Source organism: Paenibacillus sp. FSL H7-0940 (genome assembly GCF_037979415.1).
Lineage (GTDB): Bacteria > Bacillota > Bacilli > Paenibacillales > Paenibacillaceae > Paenibacillus > Paenibacillus amylolyticus.
In genome coordinates this window covers 2,250,595-2,263,126 of the sequence record NZ_CP150280.1, presented here as the reverse complement: position 1 = coordinate 2,263,126, position 12,532 = coordinate 2,250,595, and the positions used below count along the sequence as shown (strand labels likewise).

Below are 12,532 nucleotides of genomic sequence, written 5' to 3'. Positions count from 1 at the left end.
GAGCGTAGGGAAAACTACGTGAGCAACGGACATTTCGGCTGAATTCCATATTCGATGCTGATGATGCCGCAAGGCGTCTTTCGTAATCAAAAGCGGACTTTTTGAACAACCTCTTTAAAACAAACTGTTACATGCGCAGGAGAAGACGAAAGAGCATAAACTCCGGCTTCTCCTCGCATGAATAACAGCACAGGAAAGGAGCAGGTTCACCGTGGAGAAACCTAATGTCTCCCTTAACTCGATGCCTCCGGCCTCGAGTCCGAAGGGAACCAGAGCACACTCGTTCTTTAAGCGACTTGTGCAGCAACGAACGCTTGCCTGGATGTGTATTCCTTTTGTCATCTGGGCTTTTATCTTCAAGTACCTGCCGTTATGGGGATGGACCATGGCTTTTCAGAATTTCAAACCGGCAAGGTCCTTCTCGGATCAGCAATGGGTAGGTTGGCAACATTTTAGTACGTTATTTGAAGACAATACCTTCTACCGGGTGCTGCGAAATACACTCGTTATGAGTTCCATTAAACTGGTGTTGGGATTTGTGACAGCAATTACGCTGGCTCTCTTGTTGAATGAGCTGAAAAATGTCATATTTAAACGTTTTGTGCAAACCGTCAGTTATCTGCCTCACTTTATCTCGTGGGTTGTTGCTTCCAGCATTGTATTAACAGTCCTGTCACCAGACGGAATTATCAATCTTCTGCTGATGAAGCTTCACCTGATTGACAGTCCGGTACTATGGATGGGGAAAGGAGAATACTTCTGGGGTATTCTGGGGGCAACTGAGGTCTGGAAAGATGTCGGTTGGAACACCATTATCTATCTGGCAGCAATTACGGCAATTGATCCGGCGCAATATGAGGCTGCCGAGATTGATGGAGCCAGTCGCTTCAAACGGATGTTATATATCACCCTGCCTGGCTTGAAACCGGTTATTGTGATCTTGTTGATCATGAACATGGGAAGTATTCTTGAATCCGGATTCGAACCGCAATATCTGCTGGGTAACGGGATGAATATGGACTATTCGGAGAATCTGGACATCTTTGTACTGAAATATGGATTAGGGATGGGGAACTTTTCCTTAGGTACAGCAGCTGGCATATTCAAAACGGTGGTCAGCTTCATCTTCCTTTTCTCAGCGAACTATATAGCGAAAAAAATGGGAGAGAGCAGACTATTCTAAAAGGAGGCCTATGCCATGCGTAAAGGAAACACATCCCGCTTGCGGAATAGCAGCACCGGGGATCGAGCGTTTGACACTTTTAACATCATCTTCATGGTATGTCTGATGATTGTGACGATCTATCCCTTTGTTAATATGATTGCCGTATCTTTCAATAATGCAAATGATGCCATTCGGGGTGGAATATATCTATGGCCTCGTGTATGGACACTGGACAACTACAAATACATTTTTGGCGAATCCGATATTTATCACGCAACTCTGATCTCGGCGCTGCGTACGATCATTGGAACCGTGGTGTCCGTCTTCTGTACAGCCATGCTCGCGTATACGGTTAGTCGTCAGGAATTTGTGCTTCGCAAGTTTGTTACGATGTTTTTTGTATTCACCATGTATTTCAGCGGGGGGTTGATCCCCGGTTATCTGCTGATTCGAGACCTTGGATTGATCGGTTCCTTCTGGGTATATATCATTCCGGGTGTAATCGGTGTCTTCAATATGATCGTCATCCGTTCATTTATTGAGGGTCTTCCTGAAGGCATTCTGGAGTCAGCCCGTATTGACGGGGCAGGGGAGTTCACGACATTTATCCGCGTTGTCCTGCCGCTAACGATTCCCGCAATGGCAACCGTATCACTCTTTGTAGCTGTGGGACAATGGAATTCCTGGTTCGATGTATTCCTGTACAACTCTTCCAATAAAGAATTAAGCACATTGCAATATGAGTTGATGAAGATTCTGCAAACTTCGACAACCTCAGCGACTTCATCAGCAAGTGATGCTTATCAGTCTGCCGAAAGCAATGCAACGGCGGTCACACCAACCTCGATTCGAGCGACCATGACCATTATTGCAAGTGTTCCTATTCTGATGGTGTATCCGTTCTTACAGAAATACTTTGTCCAGGGTATGACGATTGGTGGCGTGAAGGGATAGTCATGACCTGAATATAATTTCATTGAACTTATAAAAACGCAACAAACTATACCGTAGTAACGTCTATTCATCCATAGAATACAACAGGAGTGAAACAAATGCATGTAAAATGGATGACGATTATTGGTGCCGTTGTTGGCTCTATGCTTATAGGGGTGGGAACGGCAGCTGCGGAAGAAACGTTTGTTGATCTAAAGTATTCAAAGTGGGCAGAGGATGGCATCATGTATATGGCGAAACGGGGAACAGTAGCCGGATACGGCAATGGGATCTTCAAGCCAGAGGCACTTGTGACAAGGGCACAAGCTGTCACTTTTATGGTGCGCGAGCTCTATTCAGATCAGCTTCAAAGAGCAGTGGAAGGCACAACTTATTCCGATGTTCCAACTACACATCCTTTCCATCGAGAAATCATGATAGCTGCTAAAAATGGACTTGCAAGTGGTTTTCCTAACGGAACTTTCCGTCCGGACGCACCACTTAGCCGCGCAGAGACTGCGGCCTTCCTTACACGGGCATATGCACTCGTGGAAGGTAAGAACGCCGCAAAATGGACAGACACGGACAGGCATTGGGCAGCAGCACCCATTCTTATTATGAGTTCAAACGGCTTGGTCGGCGGTTATTCAGATGCCACCTTCCGTCCGAATCAAGCTGTCACGCGTGCTGAATATGCCGTATTTATGGCGAGAGTAATTCGCTTCGAACGTGAAGCGGCCATTCGGACACAAGATTGGGACAAACTGATATCCTATATGACGGTAAGCGAGCAAGTTGGTCAGATGCTTATGCCCGACATTAGGCAATGGAATGGTAAAGCGACAACGACCGTTAATGAGGGGCTGAAACGCACGATCCATGATCAGGACTTGGGCGGACTTATTCTTTTTGACAAAAATATTGTAGACGTGACGCAGCTTACAACGTTCACACATGATATACAAAGAGAAGCAGGTGACATTCCTCTATTTCTTAGCATCGACCAAGAAGGAGGCGTTATTAAGCGAATACCAGGCGGTACGAACCTGCCAGGTCAGATGGCGCTTGGCGCAACTGGAGATGCAACACTAGCCGAAGCAGCTGGTCAGCTGACAGGGGAGGAGCTGAAGGCACTGGGACTGCAGATTAATTTTGGGCCAGTGCTGGACATCAACAGCAATCCAGATAACCCCATCATTGGTATACGGTCGTTTGGCTCGGAGGCGGATTTGGTGACACGGCTTGGTCTGGCAACAATAAAAGGGCTACAGCAATCAGGGGTGATGGCGGCAGTTAAGCATTTTCCGGGACATGGAGATACAACGGTAGATTCCCATCTTGGTATGCCTGTGCTTGCCCATAACCGAGAACGGCTTGATGCGGTAGAATTAAAACCGTTTCGGGCTGCAATCAAAAATGATGTGGAGATGATTATGACCGCACATATTGCTTTCCCTGCCATAGACAACGAACATGTCACTTCGCTCAAAGACGGTGAACGTGTGCCGATTCCTGCCACCTTATCGAAAAAGGTACTGACAGGACTTCTTCGCGGAGAGCTTGGATATGAAGGTCTCATTGTGTCTGATGCCTTTACCATGAATGCAATTGCAGAGCATTTTGGGGAGAATCAATCGGTAGAACGCGCCGTTTCCGCAGGTGTTGATATCATCCTTATGCCAAAAGATTCAGCAGCGGCCCATCAAACGCTGGTAAACGCGGTGAACAATGGAACGATCAAGGATGAAACCATACATGCATCTGTGAAACGAATCTTGGAGATGAAAGCGAAATATGGTTTATTTGAACGCAGTCAAACTCTTGCGCAAAAGCTAACTCAGCTTAACGGTATCATCGGATCGAAGGCGCACCGAGCAGTGGAGCAGACAATCGCAGAGCGAGCGGTCACTGTACTCAGCAGTCGCAAAGGTGTGCTTCCTGATCCAATGAAGCAAGGTGACCGGGTTGTTATTGTCGCAGCCGAGCAGGAACAGGCGAAACAGCTTGAGAAACAACTGTTGCAAGCCGCTAATAACCTGTCGTTAAAGACTGAAATATCACTTGTTGGACAAGGCAACATGAATGAAACGCTCCAGGCGATTGGCAAAGCCAATTATGTCATTCTTGCTTCTTACCAATTCCGCAATGTGGCCAGCCAGTTCGGGTGGAGTGATTATCAAACCTTGATTAATGCGATGAACAAGAGTAATCAGCGATACACGTTGTTCTCACTCGGTAACCCATACGAAACGATCTATTTGCAAAACGTGCGCTCAGGAATTGCTGTGTATGGTAAGCAGGAGCCAAATACGTTTGCCGGGATCAAAGTATTGCTTGGTCAACTAAAAGCTGGAGGACAGTTACCCGTAATAACGGATTAACGCTTAATTAATGAAGAAAAAAACGGATTCCAGCATACGGAATCCGTTTTTTATTTCAAACTTTTGTTTTATCGATCCATGTACCATGCCATCACTCGGGTATTTCTTCGCTACAAACAAAATGAAGCAGCATCTTCACAAATTGCTCCGTCATCCGCATATCCAATGAATTATCATGAGCACCACGAATAGTTACCATGCGCTGGAGCATGCCCATCATCGTTGTGAAGATAAACTGAGCCAGATCCAGCGGAGGAGATGGGTTCTTAATACTGCCGTCAACAACACCTTGGGATAAAGCGTCCATCAGGAAATGATTTTCTTTCCCGTTCTGGTTGAACTTATCATACTCTTCTCTTAATTCAGGGCTAAAATCATACATCTCATAGTTGATATCAAACAATTGAATAAACCGGATGTAGTCTGGATGATTCTCGGCATAAACAACCCATGCATTCAACATAACCGTGAGTTGTTCCCGGCCGTTCAAGTCCTTCGTTGAAGCACGGCTAACCTCATCCGTTAAATGTTCGATCAGTTGCATCTGAATGGCTAGAAGAAGTTCATCCATTGACTGAAAATGTTTATAAAAGGTCACTCTACTAAGTTCAGCTTTTGTACATACATCCTTAATCTTCACCTGGAGCAATCCATATTTCAAAAAAAGCTCCTTACCTGCTGCAATCAAATCATCACGATGTTTATTTCCCAATTGTTGATGCCAGTTTTCATTCACTTGTATACAATTGTCCTTTCTTCGAACGAAATGCGTTCAAGGTCAGTCCGAGAGAAGCGAGTAGCATAATTGCACCAAAAATATACGGGAAGTTTATGTTTTTGTCAAACAATAGTCCTGCGATCAGCGGCCCAATCACCGTGCCGAGACTGGAAAATGTAGTATTCAGACCCGATGCATAACCTTGCCGATCTCCTGCATTTTTGGATATTAACGTGCTGACCGAAGGTCGTAAAAACGAATTAAAGGCAAAGAATAACGCAGAAGCGAACAACAGAAACACAAGGTTGACCTTAATTAACATTAACAATAAAGCTATGGGTGTGATTATTAAGGAGAGACGGATCAACTTAACTTCACCTATTCTCTGTACGAACCAATCCAAAAGCCAGATCTGCACAACGATACCGATAATCGCGCCCAAAGTAATAATGATGGAGATTGTTGCAGCGTCGAATCCGTATTTTTGCTCTGCGAAAAGCGCGAATACTGTCTCATAACTCATGAGACCAAAGGTCATGACAAGCAACACAATCAAGTATTTGAAATAGGGGACTTTAAAAGAACTCCAGATTTTCTTGCCCAAGTGATCTCCTTTTTGAAGACGGATGGAGACCGTTCTTTTCTCCGGGGGAAGTGTCTCAGGCAATAGCAGCGTCATCAGGGCCGCAATCAGTCCCAGACCCGCTGCAAAGAAATAGGGCATGCGAATGCCCATCTCGGCGATGAGACCGCCCAGACCAGGTCCGAGAACCATCCCCAAATTCATAGCTGCGCCGAAATAGCCCATACCTTTTGCACGTGTCTCTGGCGTTGTAATATCGGCGACATATGCGAGGTTGGCAGGAACCATTAAACCAAGACTGATTCCACCGATAAACCGTGCGACATAGAGGAACGGCAATGACGTCGATAGCGCAAATATGATATCTGAAATGACAGACAGAAACATACCCGCAATGATCAACTTTTTGCGTCCAAATCGATCAGACAGTTGTCCCCCGAGAGGGGAAAAGAAGAATTGAGCGGCACCGAAGGCTGCAACTAAAAATCCTGCTACTGTGCCTCCCGCATGAAAAAGCTTCAAATACTCCGGCAATATGGGGATGAGCATCCCTTGCCCCAATAAAGCAATAAACAGATTTAACATCAGAATGAACAGTGGAAAGCGAACTGATTTTGGTAATGTACTCATGTACGTCATTAACCCCTTCATTTACAACTTGTTAACCTTTACATTGTGTAAACCATTTTAAATGATTTGAAGGAAATATGTAAATCTTTTTTTTAGTGAGTAGAGTTATAATTGAATTCATATGGAGGTGGGAACACGTGAAATTAGAGGAATTGTTTACGGTACATGTGAACATTGAGAAATCATTTGATTTACAGAATAGCGAAGATGATTCGGTTGTCATGATTACTTTTACAGGCAGCGTAACCGGAAAGTACTTTGAGGGAATTGTGCTGGGTGGAGGAGTGGATACGCAGATTATCGGGAAGAATGGTGGTCCGCATACGCTATCGGCAAGATACATGCTCCAAGGAACCGACAACTCAGGGCATTCCTGCAAAATTTATATCGAAAATAACGGAAATATTGATAAAACGCTGAAAACTGCTTTATTTCGTACTTCCCCCAAAATGATTACAGACAGCAAAGCCTTATCCTTCTTGAACCGTGAGGCACTTATTGGAGAAGGTCATCCGACGGAGTCAGGGATAGATATAAAAATATATAGGGCGCTATGATAGTGCGAGACATGTGATAACTATTTTGTTCATGTGTCTCGGAGCAAGATAGCCGGTTATGCAGATCGAGAGTCGCTAAGGAGCGGCTCTTTTTGTCGTATGAGACTTTACGTCAATATTTATATGTACTCTTTTACAATTAATTAACATAGGATGGATACGGCGCAGACACTTCACACCTATAGTATGATGAGCGAAAATAAACCCATATCAGGCGGAATAAGGAGAAAACTATTCATTATGATGATCAAAAAAATCGGGATTTCAGTAGCATCACTCGCCATCTTAACGTCTGTAAGTGTGTTTGACGCATATGGTGCAGGCTCCAAACGCATGATCGAAGTTTCTGAACAATCGGCTAATGTGGTTGTGAACGGTCAAAGGGTGGAAGGCGAATCATTTCTCTACAATGGGGTTACTTATGTACCTGCAAGAGCGATTGGTGAAGCCTTGGGGCAAGAGGTAGACTGGGATAACAACACCCAATCGGTATTTGTTGGAGCTAAAATTAACGATCAGCAGGGATACCGCGGTACCAAAACGCCATATCCTTTTAAGGAAACAAGTTACACAAAAGCTCCTATTGGATATGAACCCATATTTATTAACTACATAGGGAGACATGGTTCCAGACATCTATCCAGTTCCAAGTACGATAAGACGTTATTTGAACTGCTCGACATCGCTGAAAAGGACGGGCAGATCACTAATCTGGGCAAAGAGCTGAAGAAGGAAATTGGCAATCTGATGAAGGTTGAAAAAGATCATTATGGATTGTTATCCACTACGGGTGGAGAAGAACTGAAAGGAATAGGGGCCAGAGTTGGGCAGAATTTCAAAGAACTATTTACATCGGATAAAAAAGTGATTGCACAAGCAACCTTCAAAGATCGAACGCCGCAGAGCAGAGATCAGTTTATTGACGGGTTAAAGGGAAGCTTGGGAGATAACAAATTAGACATTCTGGCTTCAGCTTTTGAAGAAGGGAAAGACCCCTATCTACGGCCCTACGACCTAGCGACAAAGTATAATGAGTACGTAGAAGATGGAGACTGGGTTAAGTTATACGAGGATTATGTCACACAGAGCACTGGAACGCGTTATGCAAAAGAGGTCCTTCTGCAATTTTTCTCTGATGACTTCTATCAACGGCTGAACGCTGGAGAGTTTGAACTGAAAGATGAGAAGGGAAAAGTGAAGCTCAGCAACCCAACCGAGGCTGCTTCTAATTTATACGAACTCTACATCATATCTTCGAATATTAAAGGAGAAGGTGACTTCGAATTCGGGCGGTATTTCACGGCTAATCAGTTGAAATGGTACGAGAGTATTGACAATATCAATGATTTCTATGAAAAAGGTCCATCTTTAACGTCAACGGATTTGCCGCAGAATATCATTGCACCTCTGGTCAAAGAGTTGATCGTGTCTACCGACCAGTCCATTCAGCAAAAAGACACGGCTGGTATATTTCGTTTTGCTCACGCAGAAACCATCATTCCACTATCTTCATTCCTGGATATCGCCGGAGCTAATGTGAGTATCGACAAACCGCAGGACGTGACCCAAAACTGGAATGGCTCGGTTATCTCACCAATGGGAGCAAATATTCAATGGATTCTGTATTCCAATGGTAAGGATGTTCTCGTGAAAATGCTTAGAAATGAAGAAGAGATCGCGTTCCCGATTGAAACAAAGACCTATCCGTACTATAAATGGGAAGATGTGAAGACATATTACCTAAACAAACTTCAGAAGGTCGGCGTAGAACTGGATAGCAGTTTGGAAGACAATATCGAGCTTTTACAGAAGAATTTCTAATCGGTGAAACGATATGCATTTTATATGAAAATAAAGACGAAGATGAAGAAAGCAACTCCTCTCCATGGGGCTGCTTTCTTTTTTTGCATTTTGAATGAAATGGACCAGTAAAAAAATCCTAAAACAAAATGTGACCAAATGCCGTCCGTAAGAGTGTTAGAGGTATAAAGGAGGGCATAACAACCATGCAGCGATCAGTGCCCCAGCTGGGCGATCATGTGATGAAAGTCTATGAGACATACGCGGATACGCTGTTCCGGATTGCCATGGTGCACCTCGGCAGACGAGAAGACGCGGAGGAAGCCACTCAGGATACCTTCATCAAACTAATAGAAAAAGCCCCTACGTTCAACGATGCGGAGCATCAAAAAGCATGGTTGATTCGGGTCATCACCAATCATTGCAAATCCTTATTAGGCAGAGGCTGGCGCAAACGGGAGGTCAAGCTGGAGGGAGTCGATCCTCTTACAACAGACAACCCTGAAGATCACGCGCTGATCGAACTTGTACTGTCACTGCCCGTCAAGTATAGATCGGTGGTTCATCTGTATTATTACGAAGATTATCCGATCCGAGAAATCAGCGAGATCCTGGAGATTAGCGAATCAGCAGTGAAAATGAGATTGAAACGAGGAAGACAGCTGTTAAAACTGGAGCTGGAAGGAGAGGGACTGTAATGAACGAAGAACAATTCAAACAAAAATACAAGAAAGCGGTGGATCATATGAAAACAAACGAACAAATGAAAAAACGGGTAGAGCAATCCTTAAACACGCAACATCAGGGACCAAAACGTCAACGTAAACCACTATACATTGCAGCAAGTGTTGTTATCGCTGCCAGCATTGGATTGGCTGCGCCAAGTGTATGGCAACAATTCAATGGACCAGCCACACCAACACCACAGGTGGCAGCGGTGACTCCAGGCGCGTCGTTTGACCCGATCGTGATTCCGAAGATGGAGTTGCCGAGTTCACAGGGCAAAGGCGCGATGGCTGATATGATGCAACTGGTTGTTTATGGAGGAAACGTATATACGCAGTCCCCAACATTGCTTGAAGGCGCAAATGCACTCAACCTGCGGGGGGATAAACTGGGTACCACCACTGGCGGCATTGATGAGCTGAGCGGCCAAGATAAATATACGGAGCTTGCTTCCAACATTGGCGAAGCTGACATCTATGCTGTTAATGGCTACGATAAGGACTTCCGCATCATGTCCTACACCGAGATCGATGGTCAGGTGTATGCTCAGTTATTCGACAAGAACAACGGGATCACCATTGGTACTGGTGCCGACCTGATCAGCAAGCTTCATCTCGAAGGCAACATCGCCTCGGCGCAATGGGAGACGTTTAATAGCTGGAACAATGGATTGCAGCAGCTTCAACCGTTAGCAGCGGATGAAGCACTGGACAGCTTTATCTCATCGCTAAATGCTGCCAAACCGATCGCAACGAGCCCGGAGTTGGAAGAGAACCTCTACGGCAAGGAAGATCGCAAGATCATCTATCTCACGCTGGAAGACAAAACGCAGGTCCCACTGGTTCTGTTTGGTGAAGAAGGTCTGGTTCGTTATGGTAATGTTCCGGCATTCCTGGAAGTGGAGAAAGGCGCGTTCCAATCATTCTGGGACAGCTTGGGCGAGTAAGGCGAAGACAGCCATATGGCTTAACCAAGAAGAGCGAACAGGCACGCAAGTGCTTAGTTCGCTTTTTTCATCAACAAACAATCACTTGATAGGATTAGGCAATAAAATGATATGAATAGGATATGGATTCTTTCCCCTTTCAATGTAAAATGGGTACACCTAGTTTTAACTAAAAAGAAACAGGAGGTTAGATGAATATGAATCGAATCGAAAAGAGCCAGGAAACATATAAAAGACTATTCGGCGAGGGAGTTCCAGCGGCATATGCTACTGATCCTGAGTTACAGGACATATTAAGTCGCTTCATATTTGGTGAAATTTTCAATCAAGGTGCCCTTGACGATAAGCAACGTGAGCTTATTACTTTGGTCGTACTGGTTACTAATCAAACGTTGCCACAGCTCAAAGCACATACTCGTGCAGGGCTAAATGTTGGGTTGACTCCAACGGAGATCCAAGAAGCAATCTATCAATGCGCACCTTATGTGGGATTCCCCAAAACCTTAAATGCCATATCGGAAATGAATGAAGTGTTCAAAGAGCGAAATGTTGCACTGCCTCTTGAAAGTCAAAAACGGGTTGAAGAAGATAATCGCTTTGACAAAGGACTTGGTATTCAAAAAGAGATTTTTGGCGATATTATTGAGAAAAACCGGGAAAATGCCCCGTCAAATCAGAAGCATATACAGGACTATCTTTCAGCATTTTGTTTTGGAGACTTCTATACCCGCGGAGGTCTGGATCTGAAAACACGAGAGCTCCTTACCCTTTGTATACTAAGTGCACTCGGAGGTGCGGATAGTCAAGTCAAAGCACACGTTCAGGGTAACATCAATGTTGGCAATTATAAAGAAACCATGATCACCGCTCTAACTCACTGCCTTCCCTACATGGGATTTCCTAGAACACTAAATGCTTTAGCCTGCGTTAATGAGATCATTCCAGAGAAATAATCTTCTTTATTTGAAGCAACAGACAGTTGATTATCCCAATCAACTGTCTTCTTCTGGTTAACAGGAAGGTATAGTAAAGAAAGAATGATTCAGTAGATACTTAAATGAATGTAAATCAGGAGGAATTATGGAGTTAAGAGTACTTCGATATTTTTTGACAGTAGCTCGAGTAGAAAATATCACACATGCTGCAACGATCTTACATGTGACACAGCCAACGTTAAGCAGGCAGTTGGCTGATCTGGAAAAAAATTTAGAAACTCAATTGTTTATACGCGGTAAAAGTAAAATAACACTGACAGAAGCAGGCATGCTTTTACGTCAAAGAGCAGAAGAAATTCTCACTCTTGCGGATAAAACAGAGAAAGAGTTTAAAGATCAGAACAATCTGGTCGGAGGAACCATATCGATCGGGAGTGTTGAATCATTAACGTCCAATGTTATTTTACAATTATTAAAAGACTTCAATATAGAGTATCCGCAGGTTAAATATCACATCTATAGTGGAACGGGGGATGACATAAAGGAGCGAATCGATAAAGGACTGCTCGATGTGGGCATTTTGTTAGAGCCCATTCACATTGAGAAATACGATTTCATCAGACTGCCCCAGAAGGAACGCTGGGGAGTCCTTATGAAGACCTCATCACCTCTTGCCCAGAAAGAATATGTCACTTCAACCGATTTAGCCGGAGTGCCTCTGCTCATATCCAGCCGATCTGTCGTACAGAATGAGATTGCAAGCTGGTTTGCCGATGAGTATGCACATTTAAACTTTGTTGCGACCTATAATTTAATATCTAACATACTTAACCTCGTAGAGGAGGGGTTAGGGACGGCCATCTGTATTGAGGGTGCGCTTGCAATGAAGCAGTCTGACACATTATGCTTCAGACCTTTTCAACCGGAACTTCAGTTTCCAACAGTGATTGTCTGGAAAAAACATAAGGTATTCAGTCAAACGGAGGTACGTTTTTTGGAACATATCAGGCATGCCTTTCAGGCATAATAAAGTATGAATTATAGGTATTGGCTATAGCTGTTTATCAGATGATATTTTAAAGGTGTAATGAATGCAGCCTTTATGTATTTCAGATAAATAGCTTTTTTTATTGCAAAGAGAAGTTATTTAGAGCGCTT

At 44.1% G+C, this 12,532-nt stretch carries 11 protein-coding genes; 9 read left to right on the top strand and 2 right to left on the bottom strand.

All coding sequences use genetic code 11. The features are described from left to right. Positions 1–241 precede the first annotated feature (241 nt). The 3 genes from MHB71_RS09960 (at position 242) to MHB71_RS09950 (ending at position 4,479) form a co-directional block, all read left to right on the top strand. Positions 242–1,183, top strand: a complete 942-nt coding sequence (locus MHB71_RS09960; RefSeq protein ID WP_047844314.1) for an ABC transporter permease subunit — start codon at positions 242–244, stop codon at positions 1,181–1,183. Between the two features lie 15 nt (positions 1,184–1,198). Continuing rightward, a complete protein-coding gene (locus tag MHB71_RS09955) occupies positions 1,199–2,119 on the top strand; it encodes a carbohydrate ABC transporter permease (protein ID WP_036615816.1) in 921 nt (306 codons plus the stop codon). A 98-nt stretch (positions 2,120–2,217) separates the two neighbouring features. Next, positions 2,218–4,479, top strand: coding sequence for a glycoside hydrolase family 3 N-terminal domain-containing protein (locus MHB71_RS09950; protein ID WP_340029463.1), 2,262 nt, complete (start codon positions 2,218–2,220; stop codon positions 4,477–4,479). A gap of 91 nt (positions 4,480–4,570) precedes the next feature. On the opposite strand, the gene MHB71_RS09945 is transcribed toward MHB71_RS09950, so the two are convergent. Further along, a complete protein-coding gene (locus tag MHB71_RS09945) occupies positions 4,571–5,215 on the bottom strand; it encodes a TetR/AcrR family transcriptional regulator (RefSeq protein ID WP_036615814.1) in 645 nt (214 codons plus the stop codon). Further along, positions 5,208–6,410, bottom strand: a complete 1,203-nt coding sequence (locus MHB71_RS09940; RefSeq protein ID WP_036671164.1) for a tetracycline resistance MFS efflux pump — start codon at positions 6,408–6,410, stop codon at positions 5,208–5,210. Before MHB71_RS09940 ends, MHB71_RS09945 begins: the two co-directional genes overlap by 8 nt. Positions 6,411–6,547: 137 nt before the next feature. Between MHB71_RS09940 and MHB71_RS09935 the strand changes: the two genes are divergently transcribed. From MHB71_RS09935 to MHB71_RS09910, 6 genes are all read left to right on the top strand, one after another. Continuing rightward, on the top strand, positions 6,548–6,967 hold the full coding sequence (locus MHB71_RS09935; protein WP_339187312.1) for a DUF3237 domain-containing protein: 420 nt from the start codon (positions 6,548–6,550) through the stop codon (positions 6,965–6,967). 240 nt (positions 6,968–7,207) lie between these two features. After that, on the top strand, positions 7,208–8,788 hold the full coding sequence (locus tag MHB71_RS09930; RefSeq protein WP_340029462.1) for a histidine-type phosphatase: 1,581 nt from the start codon (positions 7,208–7,210) through the stop codon (positions 8,786–8,788). A gap of 185 nt (positions 8,789–8,973) precedes the next feature. Continuing rightward, complete coding sequence (locus MHB71_RS09925) at positions 8,974–9,465, top strand: sigma-70 family RNA polymerase sigma factor (RefSeq protein ID WP_282321409.1); 492 nt, start codon at positions 8,974–8,976, stop codon at positions 9,463–9,465. Then, the gene (locus MHB71_RS09920; protein WP_340029461.1) at positions 9,465–10,439 is read left to right on the top strand and encodes a hypothetical protein; all 975 of its coding nucleotides are present in this window, start codon (positions 9,465–9,467) and stop codon (positions 10,437–10,439) included. The genes MHB71_RS09925 and MHB71_RS09920 overlap by 1 nt, the downstream gene beginning before the upstream one ends. Positions 10,440–10,636: 197 nt before the next feature. Further along, the gene (locus MHB71_RS09915) at positions 10,637–11,392 is read left to right on the top strand and encodes a carboxymuconolactone decarboxylase family protein (RefSeq protein WP_340029460.1); all 756 of its coding nucleotides are present in this window, start codon (positions 10,637–10,639) and stop codon (positions 11,390–11,392) included. Between the two features lie 127 nt (positions 11,393–11,519). Continuing rightward, complete coding sequence (locus MHB71_RS09910) at positions 11,520–12,401, top strand: LysR family transcriptional regulator (protein WP_100526282.1); 882 nt, start codon at positions 11,520–11,522, stop codon at positions 12,399–12,401. Positions 12,402–12,532: the final 131 nt, after the last annotated feature.

Bases quoted from the DNA above. Each gene is read 5' to 3' on its own strand.
- MHB71_RS09960 (WP_047844314.1), top strand. From the start codon at position 242: ATGCCTCCGGCCTCGAGTCCGAAGGGAACCAGAGCACACTCGTTCTTT.
- MHB71_RS09920 (WP_340029461.1), top strand. From the start codon at position 9,465: ATGAACGAAGAACAATTCAAACAAAAATACAAGAAAGCGGTGGATCAT.
- MHB71_RS09925 (WP_282321409.1), top strand. From the start codon at position 8,974: ATGCAGCGATCAGTGCCCCAGCTGGGCGATCATGTGATGAAAGTCTAT.
- MHB71_RS09930 (WP_340029462.1), top strand. From the start codon at position 7,208: ATGATGATCAAAAAAATCGGGATTTCAGTAGCATCACTCGCCATCTTA.
- MHB71_RS09955 (WP_036615816.1), top strand. From the start codon at position 1,199: ATGCGTAAAGGAAACACATCCCGCTTGCGGAATAGCAGCACCGGGGAT.
- MHB71_RS09950 (WP_340029463.1), top strand. From the start codon at position 2,218: ATGCATGTAAAATGGATGACGATTATTGGTGCCGTTGTTGGCTCTATG.
- MHB71_RS09915 (WP_340029460.1), top strand. From the start codon at position 10,637: ATGAATCGAATCGAAAAGAGCCAGGAAACATATAAAAGACTATTCGGC.
- MHB71_RS09940 (WP_036671164.1), bottom strand. From the start codon at position 6,410: ATGAGTACATTACCAAAATCAGTTCGCTTTCCACTGTTCATTCTGATG.
- MHB71_RS09910 (WP_100526282.1), top strand. From the start codon at position 11,520: ATGGAGTTAAGAGTACTTCGATATTTTTTGACAGTAGCTCGAGTAGAA.